The sequence below is a fragment of the Colwellia sp. MB02u-6 genome (assembly GCF_014077095.1).
Taxonomy (GTDB): domain Bacteria; phylum Pseudomonadota; class Gammaproteobacteria; order Enterobacterales; family Alteromonadaceae; genus Cognaticolwellia.
Genome location: NZ_JACGVG010000036.1, coordinates 317,693 through 334,942, shown reverse-complemented (window position 1 = coordinate 334,942; position 17,250 = coordinate 317,693). Strand labels below are relative to the sequence as shown.

The 17,250-nt window shown below is 39.7% G+C and carries 18 protein-coding genes; 10 read left to right on the top strand and 8 right to left on the bottom strand.

The window, feature by feature from the left end; genetic code table 11:
• Window positions 1-50 precede the first annotated feature (50 nt).
• Window positions 51-779, bottom strand: coding sequence for a glutathione peroxidase (locus H4J46_RS13425; RefSeq protein WP_182233954.1), 729 nt, complete (start codon window positions 777-779; stop codon window positions 51-53).
• Between the two features lie 348 nt (window positions 780-1,127).
• Between H4J46_RS13425 and hutG the strand changes: the two genes are divergently transcribed.
• Together hutG and H4J46_RS13415 are read left to right on the top strand one after the other, a co-directional pair.
• Window positions 1,128-1,940 (top strand): N-formylglutamate deformylase, encoded by an 813-nt coding sequence (hutG, locus tag H4J46_RS13420; RefSeq protein WP_182233953.1) that lies wholly within the window; start codon window positions 1,128-1,130, stop codon window positions 1,938-1,940.
• 12 nt (window positions 1,941-1,952) lie between these two features.
• Window positions 1,953-3,317 (top strand): formimidoylglutamate deiminase, encoded by a 1,365-nt coding sequence (locus tag H4J46_RS13415; protein ID WP_182233952.1) that lies wholly within the window; start codon window positions 1,953-1,955, stop codon window positions 3,315-3,317.
• Between the two features lie 301 nt (window positions 3,318-3,618).
• Here H4J46_RS13415 and H4J46_RS13410 read toward each other — a convergent pair whose 3' ends face one another.
• Window positions 3,619-3,975: a hypothetical protein gene (locus tag H4J46_RS13410; protein ID WP_182233951.1), complete on the bottom strand. Its 357-nt coding sequence runs from the start codon at window positions 3,973-3,975 to the stop codon at window positions 3,619-3,621.
• A gap of 222 nt (window positions 3,976-4,197) precedes the next feature.
• Between H4J46_RS13410 and ccoG the strand changes: the two genes are divergently transcribed.
• From ccoG to H4J46_RS13395, 3 genes are read left to right on the top strand one after another with little or no spacing between them, the layout of a single operon-like run.
• Window positions 4,198-5,631, top strand: a complete 1,434-nt coding sequence (gene ccoG, locus H4J46_RS13405) for a cytochrome c oxidase accessory protein CcoG (protein WP_259365842.1) — start codon at window positions 4,198-4,200, stop codon at window positions 5,629-5,631.
• Window positions 5,631-6,608 carry a serine/threonine protein kinase gene (locus tag H4J46_RS13400; protein ID WP_182233950.1) on the top strand — a complete coding sequence of 326 codons (978 nt, stop codon included), beginning with the start codon at window positions 5,631-5,633 and terminating at the stop codon, window positions 6,606-6,608. The genes ccoG and H4J46_RS13400 overlap by 1 nt, the downstream gene beginning before the upstream one ends.
• A gap of 53 nt (window positions 6,609-6,661) precedes the next feature.
• On the top strand, window positions 6,662-7,294 hold the full coding sequence (locus H4J46_RS13395; RefSeq protein ID WP_182233949.1) for a thiol:disulfide interchange protein DsbA/DsbL: 633 nt from the start codon (window positions 6,662-6,664) through the stop codon (window positions 7,292-7,294).
• 120 nt (window positions 7,295-7,414) lie between these two features.
• Here the strand turns inward: H4J46_RS13395 and H4J46_RS13390 are convergent, their stop codons facing one another.
• Together H4J46_RS13390 and H4J46_RS13385 are read right to left on the bottom strand one after the other, a co-directional pair.
• Entirely contained in the window at window positions 7,415-8,305 is an 891-nt protein-coding gene (locus tag H4J46_RS13390) for a RimK family alpha-L-glutamate ligase (protein WP_182233948.1), read from the bottom strand.
• A gap of 54 nt (window positions 8,306-8,359) precedes the next feature.
• A complete protein-coding gene (locus tag H4J46_RS13385; RefSeq protein WP_182233947.1) occupies window positions 8,360-8,857 on the bottom strand; it encodes a hypothetical protein in 498 nt (165 codons plus the stop codon).
• Window positions 8,858-8,965: 108 nt separating this feature from the next.
• On the opposite strand from H4J46_RS13385, the gene H4J46_RS13380 reads away from it, so the two are divergent.
• Complete coding sequence (locus tag H4J46_RS13380) at window positions 8,966-10,705, top strand: DUF885 family protein (protein WP_182233946.1); 1,740 nt, start codon at window positions 8,966-8,968, stop codon at window positions 10,703-10,705.
• 439 nt (window positions 10,706-11,144) lie between these two features.
• Here the strand turns inward: H4J46_RS13380 and rpmG are convergent, their stop codons facing one another.
• The 4 genes from rpmG to radC form a co-directional block, all read right to left on the bottom strand.
• Window positions 11,145-11,300: a 50S ribosomal protein L33 gene (gene rpmG / locus H4J46_RS13375; protein ID WP_070375415.1), complete on the bottom strand. Its 156-nt coding sequence runs from the start codon at window positions 11,298-11,300 to the stop codon at window positions 11,145-11,147.
• A 9-nt stretch (window positions 11,301-11,309) separates the two neighbouring features.
• Window positions 11,310-11,546, bottom strand: a complete 237-nt coding sequence (gene rpmB / locus H4J46_RS13370) for a 50S ribosomal protein L28 (protein ID WP_146877856.1) — start codon at window positions 11,544-11,546, stop codon at window positions 11,310-11,312.
• Window positions 11,547-11,803: 257 nt separating this feature from the next.
• Entirely contained in the window at window positions 11,804-12,001 is a 198-nt protein-coding gene (locus tag H4J46_RS13365) for a hypothetical protein (RefSeq protein WP_182233945.1), read from the bottom strand.
• Window positions 12,002-12,049: 48 nt separating this feature from the next.
• Window positions 12,050-12,727: a DNA repair protein RadC gene (radC, locus tag H4J46_RS13360; RefSeq protein WP_182233944.1), complete on the bottom strand. Its 678-nt coding sequence runs from the start codon at window positions 12,725-12,727 to the stop codon at window positions 12,050-12,052.
• A gap of 83 nt (window positions 12,728-12,810) precedes the next feature.
• Between radC and coaBC the strand changes: the two genes are divergently transcribed.
• The 4 genes from coaBC (at window position 12,811) to H4J46_RS13340 (ending at window position 17,206) form a co-directional block, all read left to right on the top strand.
• Window positions 12,811-14,055, top strand: a complete 1,245-nt coding sequence (gene coaBC / locus H4J46_RS13355) for a bifunctional phosphopantothenoylcysteine decarboxylase/phosphopantothenate--cysteine ligase CoaBC (RefSeq protein WP_182233943.1) — start codon at window positions 12,811-12,813, stop codon at window positions 14,053-14,055.
• A 146-nt stretch (window positions 14,056-14,201) separates the two neighbouring features.
• Entirely contained in the window at window positions 14,202-14,786 is a 585-nt protein-coding gene (gene slmA / locus H4J46_RS13350) for a nucleoid occlusion factor SlmA (RefSeq protein ID WP_182233942.1), read from the top strand.
• Between the two features lie 73 nt (window positions 14,787-14,859).
• Window positions 14,860-16,332, top strand: coding sequence for an aminoacyl-histidine dipeptidase (locus H4J46_RS13345; protein ID WP_182233941.1), 1,473 nt, complete (start codon window positions 14,860-14,862; stop codon window positions 16,330-16,332).
• Between the two features lie 214 nt (window positions 16,333-16,546).
• Window positions 16,547-17,206 (top strand): response regulator transcription factor, encoded by a 660-nt coding sequence (locus H4J46_RS13340; protein WP_182233940.1) that lies wholly within the window; start codon window positions 16,547-16,549, stop codon window positions 17,204-17,206.
• Window positions 17,207-17,250 lie beyond the last annotated feature (44 nt).

Here is a 17,250-nt window from a genome sequence, read left to right as displayed (position 1 = left end):
CGTTTTTTAATCGTTAAGCTAAATCCAACAGCTTTAGTCTTGCGTCACTATTAATTCAAGTGAGCCGCCAATGCTTCACTGCCACCAATATGTTGTCCGTCGATAAAAATTTGCGGTACGGTGTCTGCATGAGTTAGCGCTTTAAACATGGTTAAGTTAACATCTTTGCCTACTGCTAACTCTTCAAATGTTAAGCCTTTTTCATTTAACAATGCTTTTGCATTTTTGCAATGTGGGCAACCCGGCTTGCTAAAAACCACAATCGCTGATGTTTGACAGGCTGACGGATTAATATGATTTAACATGGTGTCGGCGTCAGATACTTCAAATGGGTCGCCGGGTAAATCAGGCTCAATAAACATTTTTTCAATGACGCCATTTTTAACTAACATCGCATAACGCCAGCTACGCTTACCAAAACCTACAGCGGCTTTATCAACTAACATGCCCATGCCATCAGTAAATTCGCCGTTGCCATCAGGAATAAAGCTAATGCTGTCTGCATTTTGGTGTTCTGCCCAAGCGTTCATCACGAAGGTGTCATTGACTGACATACAAATAATTTCGTCAACACCATTCTTAAACAGTTTTGGTGCTAATTCGTTATAACGTGGTAAATGTGAAGATGAACAGGTCGGTGTAAAAGCACCGGGCAGCGAAAAAACCACTACCGTTTTATCACTAAAAATTTCGTCACTAGTGCGCGTTGTCCACTCGTCATTGGCTCTTAATGTGAAAGTAACATTAGGGACTTTTTGTTGCTCTTTGTTTTCTAACATAATGGCTCCGTTTATAGTTTCTAAAATAATGTTGTCGCTGACTATGTTGCTATTATCGAATAAGTCCGACTTTAAATAAAGTGATTAATATTGCACTTCATGATTGATAAAATCGATTAATAAAATCGATGGATAAAAGTAACCACTGATATTAAGCAATTTTAGTGGCTTGCATCAATACATTTAATTAGGCGGCGGTCACTATCGGCACGGGTCAATTTGCACTGCTCAACTTAGCACATATGGCCTAAATAAATTCGATGCTATCAATAGAAATAATTTCCTGTTTTATCGGCAAAGTGGTAAATTAAGCGCAATAAAGTTGTATATACAATTTGAGGGGTTTGCATGTCAAACAGTTACACCTTAATTAAAGGCTCTGTGCCTTTACTCATTAGCATGCCACACAATGGCGAAAAAATACCCACAGATATTGCGAAGATAATGACCGCCAAAGGACGTAAAGTTGCCGATACTGACTGGTATATGGAGCGTTTATATGCATTTGCAAAAGAGCTTGGCGCTTATATATTAATTCCTAAATACAACCGTTATGTGATTGACTTAAATCGTGATCCTGATGGTGTTGATTTATACCCGGGTGCGAATAATACTGAACTTTGTCCCACCACAGCATTTGATTTATCACCTTTATATCAAACAGGCTGTGCACCGAGTACTGAACAAATAGCGGCTCGCGTTAAAGATTATTGGCAACCTTACCATCAGGCCTTGAGCTCAACCATGCAAGCAATAAAAGTTGAATTTGGTCAAGCCGTGTTGCTTGAGGCACATTCTATTCGCTCGCATGTACCAAGGTTTTTTCAGGGACAATTACCTGATTTTAATTTTGGTAATGCTGATGGAAAAAGTTGTGCTCCTGAACTCATGGTAGCTTTAGCGGATGTAGATTACACACCTTACACTATGGTCTGTAATGGTCGCTTTAAAGGTGGTTATATTACGCGGGCATTCGGTCAACCTAATAATAATTTTCATGCTATTCAATTAGAGCTTTCACAGCATACCTATATGAATGAGCAAGCCATGACTTATAACGAAAGCTTAGCGTTGCAAGTGCAACCTAAACTTGCTGCATTGGTTAATACGCTGATAAGTTTTACTGCCATTAACACTAAAACCCAAAACGCCACTGAGTAAGGGAATGTATCGATGAAACTTTTTGCTAAAAAAATCTTATTAGCTGATGGTTGGGCTAACGAACAAACGTTGACGATTGATCAAGGTGTGATTACTAATATTACCGCTGGATATATCGCAGGTGCGGAACGTGCTAATGGTGTGGTTATACCTGGTATGGTCAATTGTCACTCTCATGCTTTTCAACGTGCTTTTGCCGGTTTTAGTGAACAAGGCAGCGAAGGTCAAGACAGTTTTTGGACTTGGCGTAATATTATGTATAAATTTTTGGGGCAATTAAGCTCAGAAGATGTTCAGGTAATTGCGCGCCAGCTTTATATTGAAATGTTGAAAATGGGTTACACCCGTGTTGCTGAGTTTCATTATCTTCATCATGATATTGACGGCCAAAATCATCAAAACCTCGCCACTATGGCCCAAGCTATTTTTGCCGCGGCTCAGCAATCGGGTATTGGCTTAACATTATTGCCTGTGCTGTATAGATTCAGCGGCTTTGGCACACAAGCTGCGACTGACGGACAAAAGCGCTTTATTAATTCAGTTGAGCAGTTTAATGATTTAGTCACTGATTGTTTTGCGCTCGCCAAATCACAAGCTAATTGCAATGTCGGTATTGCGCCACATTCTTTACGCGCGGTTGATAAAAATTCGCTCTTAGCGGCAGTGGCTCATGTTAGAGCACTTGATGCGCAAGCGCCAATTCATATTCACATTGCAGAACAGCAAAAAGAAGTAGCAGACTGTCTAGTTCATTATGGTCAACGGCCGGTGCAGTGGTTACTCAATAATGCAGATTTAGACCAGCATTGGTGTTTAATTCACGCCACACATATCGATGAACAAGAACGCAAAGGTATTATTGCTAGCCAAGCAATAGCCGGAATTTGCCCAACCACAGAGGCTAACTTAGGTGATGGTATATTCCCGACCAGTGAATTTTTAATAGACAATGGCACCTTTGCTATTGGCTCAGACAGCCATATCTCGGTTAATCCAATCGAAGAATTACGCTGGCTTGAATATGCCCAACGTTTAAATAAGCAACAACGTGCCCTGTTAGCCACCAGCGAGCAAAAATCTGTTGGGCTTAATTTATGGCAAAAAGCCGCCGCCGGAGGTGCACAAAGCACCAACAGTAATACCGGCGCATTGGCTATTGGTAAACAAGCTGATTTATTGGTCCTGGATGATAGGCGATTACGTTTATTTGCCCATGACGATATTCACTTACTCGACAGTGTTATTTTTGCAAGCCAAAGTAACCCAGTTTTAGATGTGATGGTCAATGGTCATTGGGTGATCCAAGGTGCAGGACATGCTTTAGAACAAGCCAGTGCAGATAGTTTTGCGATCTTATTAGCTAAGCTTTCAGCTTAATTATTTCGCTTAAGGTTAACTAGGCGATTAGCTTGGCTCACAATCGTCTTGATCCCTTGGCTATGATAACAATATTGCTCATCTTCTGATTATTTCTACGGGTTAAAACAAGCCACTATGGTGTTATTTATTTAATTATTAGCCTAACGAGTGATTAAATAAATGCCTTATAATTGACTGTTTTTTGCATATATTTTTATGCATGTAAAGTAGCCCACTAATTAATGAAACGGATATTAGCTAGCTGTTCGACCTCCAGTTGAAAATTTGTCCAAGTCGATAAAAGCTCTACAGCAGCTCATTATAATAAATTGCTATATTTGCTGATGGCTCGACACACCCGGGCTAAATTATCGTGCTGTAGTTTTGGCGTTTGTTTTTTACTGCTACAGTATTGCTCGTTAAACTTTTTTACCTGTTCACGGCTACTGGTGATTTCTGCCACGTAAGCTATTTCTTGGCTAGTGAAGTGACTAAAGTCACGCGATAAATCTTGATATATTTTATCAGACTTTAACCGTACTCTGGTGTCAGTCACCTCTGAAAAATAACTCAGTACAACTTGCTTTTGCTTAAATATCCAGCGGTTTAGTTTTTCATTAGGATAATAATGAAAATATAACGCGGTGGCCACGATCAAGATCAATAGTCTTTTCATATCTTGCCTTACAATCATATGTGCGTACAAATAACCAGCAACTTGCTACTGTTATTTAACCAATCACCAATAGTATTATTGTTTTCTTGGGCTAAATGTCATGCTAATAACGCTAGAGTAATCAATTTGGTAGTAACAAAGCAATATTATGCTATTTTTTTGATGGGTAATGAGTGCGAATCCGTTATAATTACTCGGCATTACCGACATAAAGGATCCGCTTTGAAATCAAAAGATAAAAACATTAACGTTAGTCAGCATATTCCGATTAAAAATGTTCAAATTCATCAGCCCGCCAAAAGCGATACCTATAAACCTCGTGACCAAATCTATGTTCGCAAAGTAAAGGGTGTATTTCAAAAACTACGTAAAAAAATGAATTTCTTCTTTTTAGCGCTATTTGCTGGTTTACCTTGGTTACAATATGACGGCCACCAAGCGATTTTGTTTGATATTAGCGAACAACGTTTTACGCTATGGAGTGTCACGCTTTGGCCACAAGATCTCACACTATTGGCCTGGCTCTTAATTCTTAGTGCTTTTTTGTTGTTCTTTATTACCACCTTTTTAGGGCGAGTTTGGTGTGGTTATCTTTGCCCTCAAACGGTTTGGACCTTTATATTTATCTGGTTTGAAGAAAAAATAGAAGGCACAGCTAACCAGCGTAAAAAACTCGACAGCCAAGCAATGGACATCAATAAGTTTTGGCGTAAAGCGCTAAAACACTTTTGTTGGGGCTTAATTTCTGTTTTAACCGCGCTAACCTTTGCCGGTTATTTTGCCCCCATGCGTGAGGTTTTTGTTGATTTTTTCACTTTCAAGGCCTCGTTTGCCTTAGCCGCAACCGTCTGGTTTTTTGCTTTTTGTACTTACGGTAACGCCGGCTGGATGCGAGAAATTATGTGTTTACATATGTGCCCGTATGCCCGTTTTCAATCCGCGATGTTTGATAAAGACACCTTAACTGTTTCTTACGATGCCAAACGTGGTGAAAACCGAGGTCCACGTACTAGACAAGACGTACCAAAAGATATTGGTTTAGGTGATTGTATTGACTGTAATTTATGTGTTCAGGTTTGCCCTACCGGTATTGATATTCGTAATGGCTTACAATATGAATGTATCAATTGTGGTGCTTGTGTTGATGCCTGTGACGGTGTTATGGATCGCATGGGCTACGATAAAGGTTTAATTCGTCATGCCACTGAGCATGAGTTAGAAGGGAAAAAAGTGCACTTTGTCCGTGCTAAACTTATTGGTTATGCCATCGTATTATTTGTGATGACCAGCTTATTGGTGTTAGAAATGGTTAACAGAGTGCCAGTATCAATGGAAATTATTCGCGATAGAAATGAGTTAGCCAAAGAGAACTTTAATGGTGATATTGAGAATGTTTACACCCTAAAGATTCTCAATAAGTCACAAAAAGATAATCGTTATCGCCTGTCAGTAAAGGGTATTAACAATACTAAATGGAACGGCGACCAAGAGGTACTTGTTAAAGCGGCTAAAGTCTATACTTTACCGATCAGCCTTTCGGTCGCCCCTAAGGAATTAGAAGACTATATGACAGATATAAGTTTTGTGCTTGAATTAGTATCTGAGACGGATGAGGTTAAGCTTGAACACGAAAGCCGCTTCTTTAATAAACGCTAATGTCAGTATTTGATTTTACCTCGTTGTCACCTGATTTAATTCTAGACGGTTTAGAAAGCACAGGTTTAACGGTTGATAGTGGTTTGTTGGCATTAAATAGTTATGAGAATCGTGTTTATCAATTTCATGACATGGCTAACACTAAATATGTGACTAAGTTTTATCGGCCACAACGCTGGACAGAAGCACAAATTAGGGAAGAGCATGATTTTTCTTTTGAATTAGATGCAAGTGAGCTGCCTTTGGTGGCACCAATGAAAATTGATGGCGAGTCTTTGTTTTCATACAAAGGCTATCAGTTTGCTATATTTCCTTGTCGTGGTGGCCGAATTTTTGAGGTTGATAACTTAGACCAACTGGAGTGGATGGGCCGATTTTTAGGTCGAATTCACGCTGTTGCTGCGCAAAAAAGTTTTAGCGAACGGCCAACATTTAATAGTGAAGAAATGCTCCAGCAAGCACAGCTTATTATTGAACGCTCTAACTTTGTTCCTGCTGGCTTAAGCTTGCCTTTTTTCACTATTTTAGAACAAGTAATTACCATTGCAAGTCAGCAATATCAGCCTAAGTCGCAGATCCGTTTGCACGGTGATTGTCATGCCGGTAACATTTTGTGGACTGATGTTGGGCCACACTTTGTTGACCTTGACGATTGTCGTATGGGGCCGGCAGTGCAAGATATTTGGATGATGCTTAGTGGTGATCGCCAGCAGCAGTTATTACAACTTGATACCATATTAACGGGCTACAATGAATTTTATCGCTTTGAAACCAATCAATTGCCTTTAATTGAATCATTGCGTACTATGCGAGTAGTTAATTATATGGCATGGCTATGTAAACGTTGGCAAGACCCTGCTTTTCCTCGTAACTTTCCGTGGTTTAATACTGAAAAATATTGGGAACAACAAATTTTGATGCTTAAAGAGCAAATGTCAGCCTTACAGCAACCACCGCTAAGTTTGCTAGGTTATTAAGCACACATAGTGCTATTGATTTTGATTTATTAATAATTAGGAATTGTAATTTTATGAAGAAGTTAGTGAGCTTATTCGCTTTAATGTTATTACCCGTACTCTCATTCGCAGCAGATTATACTGAAGGTGAGCATTACACTAAAGTGAATGAAGACGTTTCTGCGAAGTCTGAAGTACGTGAATTTTTCTCTTTTTATTGCGGACATTGTTTTAAATTTGAACCCTTTATGGCGACGTTAAAAACCGCCATACCAGCAGATGCGGACTTTGAAATGAACCATGTAGACTTTTTGCGTGCTGCCTCACCTAAAGTACAACAAATGTTAAGTAAAGCAGTTGTTGTTGCCCACCAAATGGGTTTAGAGAAGAAAATTATTGGTGCACTGTTTAATTACATCCATATTCAAAAAGCGGTATTTACTTCAGAAAAAGATATCCGAAATGTTTTCGTACTAAACGGTGCTGATGGTGAAAAATTCGATAAGTTAATGAAAAGCTTTAGTGTGGTCAGCAAAGCCAATGCGATGAAGAAACAGCAAGACTACTTTGCCAATAAAGGTGCTTTAACCGCAGTACCTACTGTGATTGTTAATGGTAAATACCGTGTTGATCCGGCTGGCTTAGATAGAAATAATTTTGAACAAGATTATGTCAAGCTAGTAAATCACTTACTAACCTTAAAGTAAGTTAATCCGTGCCGAGATGGATGTAGTAACTTAGTTTTGTTTGATATAAAAAACTGACTGTTCATCCGGTAAATAAAAAAGAGGCTATGGCCTCTTTTTTATTGCTTTGCTATTTATGTCTTATGCGGTAGCCGTGAACGCTGTCATACGAGTATCAAAAGCGTTGGCAAAGCGGAGTGCTGAGGCATCGTCCATATTAAAATAAAGTGAAGGCTCAATTAACTCAGCTTCCATTAGGGCAAAGGTGTTTTGATAGCGAACAAAGTCAATACGGGCGTAGAGTAGTTCACCATGGAGCTTGCTGATAGCTTGCATTGTATGGTTTGCTGCTACCAATAACGATGGTTCAGGCATTACCGATAACAAGCCACCACCATGCTCTTCTTGAACACGAAAATCACCTTGGGCTGGGGTTTTTAATATAGTGTGACTGTACTGGCCGTTAAAATAAAACAACGAAAATTCACCTTCTTGGCAAATAGCAGCCATAAAAGGCTGCACCATTAACTCTCGCTTTGCAAACGCTTGACTTAACTCAGCGACTTGATCTTGATAAGTGTCTTTTGTTAGCCAAAATGTATTATCCGCATTGGCACTGACTCGCGGTTTTAAGACTATTTGCTCGGTAGCAAAATGGTTAAAATATCCCAACATATTGTCAGGGTCAAAAGCCTGTGGCCATAATGTCGGTACAATAGTTACTTGTTCAGCGGCTAAGCTTTTTAAGTAGTTTTTATTAATATTCCACTGCACTACATTCAAGCTGTTTTCTAACCGAGCGCTTGATTGATCAATAGCCGACAGTACCTTGAGAAAACTTTCCATGTCATCCTGGTAATCCCATGGGCTACGAATAATAACTGCGGCATAGTCGGACCAATTTACGCTGCTATTACGCCAGGAAATTACTTCGGTTTGCCAGCCTAAAGCAAGCATTGGCTGATCAATTAAACAATCATAAGCTTCAAAATTTGCCAAACTGTCCATGGATAAAATTGCACATTTTCTCATAAAATCTACTACCTCTGGTACATTGGTTAAAGGTTAAGGTGAATGAAACTAAGGTTAGTTAGTAAAAATTTCTGCTGGAAACAATTGCCCATACATAGCTATTGGCATAACAAGCCATTGTGCTGATGTTTGATTAAAGATCAATAATTGCTGCTCTGTGGCATAAAAAATTAACTGTAATGGCAGTGGTTGGCCGGCAATGTCGAGCTTAACATCTAGCGAAAATTGTCGATCAACTATCGGGGCTTGGGCCATAGTCTCACCGCTACTTTGCTGCCAAGACACCATCATTTGTGCTAATGCTTGGCCGGAAATATTGGCCGGAACTGCCCGCCAAGTTCGGCCTATCCGCTCAATAGTTACTACATTACTTATATCGATCGTTAAAATAATATTTTGCGATCCGACTAAAGCAACCTCTTGATCGCTATTGACCTCAGTATTTTCATCTGGCGAGTAAATTTTTTTATTCGTGGTGTTAATCAATAAAATAAAGCTCATTACTAGAATGATAATGACATTATTCCAGCCAGTTTTTGATAATCTGATCATCATGCCCCTCAGTACTGCCAATTGTCTTTATCATACAAAAAAATTGAGCTCATTAGAATATAGCGTTACATTAATAACAATAATATCACCCCAAAATTAAGGCTTCGTATGAAACTAAAACCGTTAAGTGCTGCAGTATTATTACTTTGTGGCTTATTCAGCGCAACCAGCACGTTTGCCAACCAAACCAGTGAACAGTTTCGACAGTTACTCAATGAGCATTGGCAAAGGGCAAATCAAGAACAAGTGTTTTTTCGAAAAGATCCTGATGCCTTTCGCATGAAGGGTAAGTTACCTGAAATGTCAGTAAATGGCCGCGAACGTCGGTCAAAATACAATAATGAATTGCTAACGCGTATTGAAGATATTGATGTTAATAAACTCTCAGGTGCTGATCAGGTCAGCTATCGTTTATTTAAATATGAACGCGAAGCGGAAGCAAAAAGTTATCAATTTCAAGATCACCTTTATCCATTAACCTATTATTCAGGCTTTCATAGTTACTTTGCCGGCGCTCCAGCCAACATGTCATTTTTAACCGAACAAGACTATAGTAATTATTTAATCAGTCTCGCGGATTATCCACGTTATAACCAAGCACATATAGTTGATCTAAAACAAGCCATTGACTTAGGTCATACCCATTACTGTGAAAGCTTTAAAGGCTACGAAAAATCAATCAGTAAGCATTTAGTCGCTGATGTAAAAAACAGTGTTTTTTATGCGCCCATGCTGAATATGCCAACAGTCATTTCATCAACAGAGCAAGCGCAATATCGCCAGCAAGTAAAAACCTTGATTAAAGAGACTGTTTTACCCGAGTACCAAGCTTTTTATGACTTTTTCACCCAAGAATATATGACCCACTGTCGGAACACTGCTGGCATTAGCAGTGTTGAGGGCGGCGAAGCATACTACCAATACTTAATTGAGTATTACACTACCACGGATTTATCGGCTGATGAAATTCATCAAATAGGTCTAGATGAAGTCAGTCGCATACGTACAGAAATGCAGCAAATTATTAAAGTTGTGGACTTTAAGGGTGAATTTAAAGATTTTATTGCGTTTTTGCGTAACGATAAGCAATTTTACACCGATAGTGCGATGGATATGCTGGAAAAAGCCAGCTATATCACCCGTAAAATGGCGGCACAATTACCGAAATGGTTTTCGGTATTACCCCGTTCAACTTTTGACATTAAATCCAGTCCAAACGGTGGAGCCTACTATGTTGCCTCTGATGGCAGTGGTACCACATCCGGCACCTACTTTTTAGAGACTAAAAATTTAAAAAGCCAACCTTTATATACCTTAGAGGCATTAACCTTTCATGAGGCAGAGCCCGGTCATCACTTTCAAAGTGCTATTGCGCAAGAAGTTGATATGGCCGAGTTTCGTAAAACTTTATACCACGCCGCCTATGGTGAAGGTTGGGGGTTATATTCTGAACGTTTAGGCAAGGAAATGGGCTTTTACCAAAACCCATACAGTGACTTTGGTCGCTTAACCTATGAAGCATGGCGTGCTTGTCGCTTAGTGGTCGATACTGGCATTCACACCAAAGGTTGGACCCGTCAGCAAGCGATCGATTATCTAGCCAAGAACACCGCTTTAAGTATGGCTGATGTTATTGGCCAGATTGACCGATATATTACTTGGCCAGCGCAAGCCTTGTCATACAAAATTGGTGAAATCAAAATTCGTCAATTGCGGGCGAAAGCGGAACAAGCATTAGGCGATAAGTTCGACGTTAGAGCTTTTCATGACCAAATGCTGAAAAATGGTAGTTTACCTATGGCGCTGCTTGAAGAGTTAACCATGGACTGGATAGCGCAGCAGTTATAACGGCTAACATATTCATATCATGCAAAAAAAGAGCAACGTGATTAATTAGTTGCTCTTTTTTATTTGCTCCTTATCCCAGCTTAAGTAACATTGCTCAACAAACTACTTTTCAAAGTTTAATGGTCATAATCATAGTTATTAAGCGCAGACAATAACAAACGCTTGCTAGCTATTGTCATTGCTTCCAATCATTCAGTTAACTTAGCTGTGGCTGTACTGAAGATCGACTTAACGCATTTTCATGTCAGCCGTATAGTAACTTAATCTAGTCGTTAACAACCGGCATATCAGATAGTAAAATAAGCATAATGTTAAGGCGTAAGTTTGCTGTGAAAATTAATGATAACTGTTCATGCTCGTTAACTGCAGTTAACTGAGTTATTTTCTATAGGCAATAAAAAACCCGGTATAAACCGGGTTTTTAAATAAGCAGTATCAATTACTTGATTTTAGCTTCTTTGTACATAACATGCTGACGGATGCGAGGATCAAACTTTTTGATCTCCATCTTTTCAGGCATAGTTTTTTTGTTTTTGTCAGTAGTGTAAAAATGGCCAGTGCCAGCACTAGAAACTAAACGAATTTTATCGCGCATTGCAATTCCTTAAACTTTTTCGCCACGGGCACGGATATCAGTTAATACTGCATCAATACCGTTTTTATCGATAATACGCATTCCTTTCGGAGTTAAGCGTAATTTAACGAAACTATTTTCACTCTCAACCCAAAAACGGTGAGTTTGAAGGTTAGGTAAAAAACGACGACGAGTCGCGTTTCTTGCGTGCGAACGGTTATTTCCAACCATTGGCTTTTTGCCTGTTACTTGGCAAACTTTAGACATATGAGTACTCCAAAATTAATTTCAGGTCGTGCTGTATTTCCCCAAGACCGTCGCCTCGGGATCCTGAAAAAGGTGGCATATTATAGTGAAAGTGAAAAATGAATGCCAGTACTAATCAACTTTAAAGTGAATAGTTTTTAAAGTTAATATAATTCAATGGTTTAAGTTGAATAATTGATATAACTCTCGTGTTTTATGAGTTATTATTATCCGAATAGAGTGTTAATGGTACATTTTTAGTGTATTTTAACAGCTAACTATTTACGTGATCTTTCTTTTTGATCTTTTTTAGCCAGTGCATGAGTTAAAATGTCAATAATAGCTGACATAGCTACTTGGGTATTAAATTGGGTATTAAGCGCAAATGCTTGTAGTTGTGCTATGGCTGTTTTACGCAAGGCTAATCTGGCAAGGCGAAAACAACACCCCCTCCTGTGCAACTTGTTGCTTGTCACGGAATGTATTCTTTGGAGCTCAACACAGCTTGGTGAAACACTCACATATTATTCAATCATTCGGCCATGTTCAGCATACGAATAACAATGACAACCCGCCACAATAATATGATCAAGAACTTTTATATCAATTAACGCCAGTGCTTGTTCTAGTCGACTGGTAATTTGATTATCGGCCATACTTGGCTCAGCAATACCCGACGGGTGATTGTGTGCAAGAATGACCGCTCCCGCTTGATATTTTAGCGCGGTCTCAACCACAATGCGTGGGTACACTGCAGCAGCATTAATAGTGCCGTGAAATAAGCGTTCAAACTTTATCACTTGATGCTGAGTATTTAAAAATAGCACAGCGAATACTTCTCGGGTTTCATGGCGCAGCTCAGATTTTAAAAAGTTTTGCGTGCTCAGTGAAGACGTTAACGCTTGCCCCATTTGCATCTGTTCCGCTAAATAGCGTGTCGACATTTCTAAACATGCCTGTAACTGGACATATTTTGCAACACCTAAACCATGATGCTGGCAAAAGTCATCTAATCCCGCTTGATATATTTGCGAAATACTACCAAAACTTTTTAATAAATTTCTTGCAAGGTCAACTACATGGCAACCTTTAACACCTGTGCGCAAGAATATTGCCAGCAGTTCGGCATCACTTAAGCTTTTCGCGCCAAAGTGTAATAACTTCTCTCGTGGTTTTTCACAGTCTGGCCAGTCTTTTAACATAAGTGCATCCTTGCAAAGTGATTTGAATAAAAGTGCGATAATGCTATCTTATTGCCCATTGTCGTTATTAAGATTAGCAGTTTATGCAGATTCTTCAGGGTAAAAAAATCCTATTGGGTATCAGTGGTGGCATTGCCGCCTACAAAACGCCAGAGCTAGTGCGTCGATTAAAAGACCAAGGTGCTGATATTCGTGTGGTGATGACAGAAGGCGCTCAAGCCTTTATCACGCCATTAACCTTACAAGCGGTTTCCGCCAATGCGGTATCAAGTAGTTTATTAGATACGCAAGCTGAGTTGGCTATGGGCCATATCGAGCTGGCAAAATGGGCTGACTTTATTTTAATTGCGCCAGCTACAGCCGATCTTATTGCTAAGATTGCCGCCGGATTGGCAAATGATTTACTCACCACACTTTGTTTAGCGACCGCAGCGCCAGTTGCTATTGCACCGGCAATGAACCAACAAATGTGGCATAACCCAGCAACACAAAAAAATATTAACACCTTAAGGTCATGGCACTACAGGTTATTTGGTCCAGGTGCTGGTGAACAAGCCTGCGGTGATGTCGGCTTAGGCCGCATGTTAGACGTGCCTGAGTTAGTTGAACTAACTTGCCAAGCAATCGTAAAAATGAAGAACCATGATACTGACTTAAATCAACCAAAACCTTTAACTGGGCAGAAATGGTTAATTACCGCTGGGCCGACACGCGAAGCTATTGACCCTGTGCGTTATATTTCCAACCACAGCTCAGGAAAAATGGGTTTTGCTATTGCCAATGCAGCGCAAAGCCTTGGCGCAGAGGTCACCATCCTCTCAGGACCTGTTAGCTTAGTAACCCCACAAGGTTGCCAAAAAATAGCGGTAACTAGTGCCGCAGAGATGTATCAACAGGCTATCGCGCTTGCGCCTGGTGCTGATGTTTTTGTTGCTTGTGCTGCTGTGGCTGATTACCGTATTGATCATATTGCTAGTGAAAAAATTAAAAAATCGCACAATACCATGCAGCTTAACCTGATTAAGAACCCTGATATTGTCGCTGATGTTGCTGCATTAGAGCACAAGCCTTTTACGATTGGTTTCGCCGCTGAAACGCAAAATGTAGAACATTATGCTCGTGATAAATTAGCCCGTAAAAATCTTGATATGATTGCCGCCAATAACGTCGCTGCTGCAGGCCAAGGTTTTAACAGTGACAACAATGCGTTAACGGTATTTACCGCTAGTGATAAAAAAGTTTTACCTTTAATGAACAAAAATGAGCTGGCTAAACAATTAGTCCAACATATTCACCAAACATGGCAAAGTTCTCGATTAAAGAACTAATGTCGGGTGGTTAATTTCAGGCTTGAACATCAGCTAAATAACGCTATACAATCACGCTAATTTTTTAGTAGTAAAACCATCGGCATAATTTATCCATCCGTTCGGTCTGACTGTTGAAAATATAATAACAATAGAGAATCAGTTTTATGTCGGCAACTCAAAAACCTAATCGTAAACAACAAATTTTAGAATGTCTTGCTCATATGCTAGAAACCAGCGCAGGGCAGCGGATCACAACGGCAAAGCTTGCAGCTGAAGTCGGTGTATCTGAAGCCGCACTTTATCGCCACTTTCCATCCAAAGCACGGATGTTTGAAGGCTTAATAGAGTTTATTGAAGAATCTATTTTTTCTCGGGTAAACCTGATACTAACTGACCATAAACAAGCCTTGATTCGCTGCCATCATATTTTGCATGTATTACTTATTTTTGCTGAGCGTAATCCCGGTATGTGCCGCATTCTTGCTGGTGATGCATTAATGGGGGAAAACGAGCGTCTACGGGCTCGTGTGAATCAATTTTTTGAAAAACTTCAGTTACAATTTAAGCAAGTTTTGCGAGAGCGTAAGCTACGTGAAGGTAAAGGTTTCACCATTTCAGATCAGGCATTAGCCAACATTTTAATGGCTTACGCCGAAGGTAAAATTAACCAATATGTTCGTTCTGACTTTACCAAGAAACCTAGTAACGACTTTAATGAGCAATGGCAATTTTTAATGGCTGATAAATAGGCCATTGCTGCGAAACAAATTATGGTGAGAAGAAATTATTTGTCATTAGTAAGTAAAAATTTAAGGAAGGCTATTGAGCACGTTAGCACAACTAGAACCAAGCAAGTTATGGCAAATTTTTGATAAAATTTGTAGTATTCCACACCCATCAAAATATGAGCAAAAAATATCGATGTGGATTCAAAGCTTTGCAACTGAACTCGGGCTAAGTGTCAAAGAAGACGCTATTGGCAACCTCATTATTAAAAAATCCGCCACGGCAGGTATGGAAAATAAAAAAGGCGTTATTTTACAGGCTCATATGGATATGGTGCCACAGAAAAATGCGGCTACTGATCATGATTTTCGTATCGACCCTATTAAGCCATACATTATTACCGAAGCTGATGGTGACTGGGTAACCGCTGAAGGTACGACACTAGGTGCAGATAACGGTATTGGCTTATCATCTGCGTTAGCGGTTTTGGCTAGTGACAATGTTGTACACGGCCCGCTAGAGGTTTTAGTCACCATTGATGAAGAAGCTGGCATGACTGGTGCTTTTGGTCTTAAAGCCGGTTGGTTGGACGGTGACCTGTTAATCAATACTGATTCAGAGCAAGAAGGTGAAGTTTACATGGGTTGCGCTGGTGGCATTGATGGTGCAGCCACTTTCGCTATTAATAATGAAGGTGCGCCTGCGGATGTTGAATCATTTAACTTGTCAATATCGGGTCTTAAAGGTGGGCACTCTGGTGTCGACATTCATACCGGTCGAGCCAACGCTAACCAACTATTGGTGCGTTTTTTACTCGACGCTAGCAATACCTTAGGTTTGCGTTTAACAGAATTAAATGGCGGCAGTTTACGTAATGCTATTCCGCGCGAAGCCGATGCTAGCTTTGTTATTAGCCGTACAAAAATTGAGCCATTAAAAGTCAAGCTAGCTGAGTATTTAGCAACAGTGCGCAAATCCCTAGGTGCTATCGAAACCCATATCGAGATGTTATTGATTTCGCCAGAAACCTTTGATGAATGTTGGACGCAAGCCAGCCAAAATACTATCTTACGTGCACTTAACGCCTGCCCTAATGGTGTGTTACGGATGAGCGATGACATTGAAGGCATTGTTGAAACCTCATTAAACTTAGGTGTTATGCGCAGCAAAGGTAATAAATTTGTTGCGATGACTTTGATCCGTAGCTTACATGACGACGGGCGTTTAGCAGCACAAACTATGGTGCAATCTGTATTTGAGCTCGCTGGCGCGAGTATTAAATTTTCTGGCGCTTACCCTGGTTGGAAACCTGATACCAGTTCAGGATTAATGCAAACTGTGCGTGACACTTATCAAACACTGTTTAATAAAGTCCCTGAAATTATGGTCATTCATGCCGGTCTTGAATGTGGCTTATTCAAAACCGCTTATCCACATTGGGATATGGTGTCATTTGGTCCAACGATCAAATTCCCTCATTCACCTGATGAAAAAGTACAAATAGCGACCGTTGAGCGATATTGGCAGTTATTATTAGCCGTATTAGCCAATATTCCAGAAAAGTCATAAGTGATGCTGTAGCGCCTTATTTTAATGCGCTAGAATTCGCTTTTCCTTTTTTTTGCTACTGTTATATACTCGATTTTAGCACTATTTGATTGATTTGGCTAAAATCCGACCAGATCAACGAAATTTTTGCTAGACTAAAGTCTAATGAACAACCCATTGTAAACAACCTAAAATAGGGTTGGCATCCTATAAATTTTATAAAGGAAATAACGATATGATTCAGCCAGAAAAAATTATAATAGCTGACGATCATCCATTATTTAGACAAGCATTATTAGGGACATTAAAATTAAAACTAACTCAAACACATTGGCTGGAAGCACAAACTATAGCTGAGTTAGAACAGCAACTGCGTGACAATAACGACAGTGATCTGCTATTACTAGATTTACATATTCCTGGTGCCCATGGCTTTAATACCTTAATACATGTACGTAATCATTTTCCACAAATACCGGTTGTAGTGGTATCGGCTCATGAAGATCACGAAACCATACATAAATCTATGGGTTATGGCGCTTCAGGCTTTATTCCAAAATCTACCCCCGTTGAAGATATTTATAATGCCATTCAACAAGTCTTATTGGGTAATGTTTGGACACCCGATGCTTACAGTGAGTCGTCACCGATGCAAGACAATAACAATATTGCAGAGCGTGTTGCTAGCCTGACTCAACAACAATATAGAATTTTAATGATGTTCGCCCAAGGCATGCTTAATAAACAAATTGCCTATGATTTAAATGTTTCAGAGGCGACCATCAAAGCGCATGCCACGGCAATATTTCGTAAACTTGATGTTCGTAACCGCACACAAGCGGTTATCGTTATTGCTCAACTTGATATTTCTGACGTGCAATTACAAGACTTTTAATGTGTAGTTACCTGAACTTGAATCACTCAAGTTGAAAATAAGTA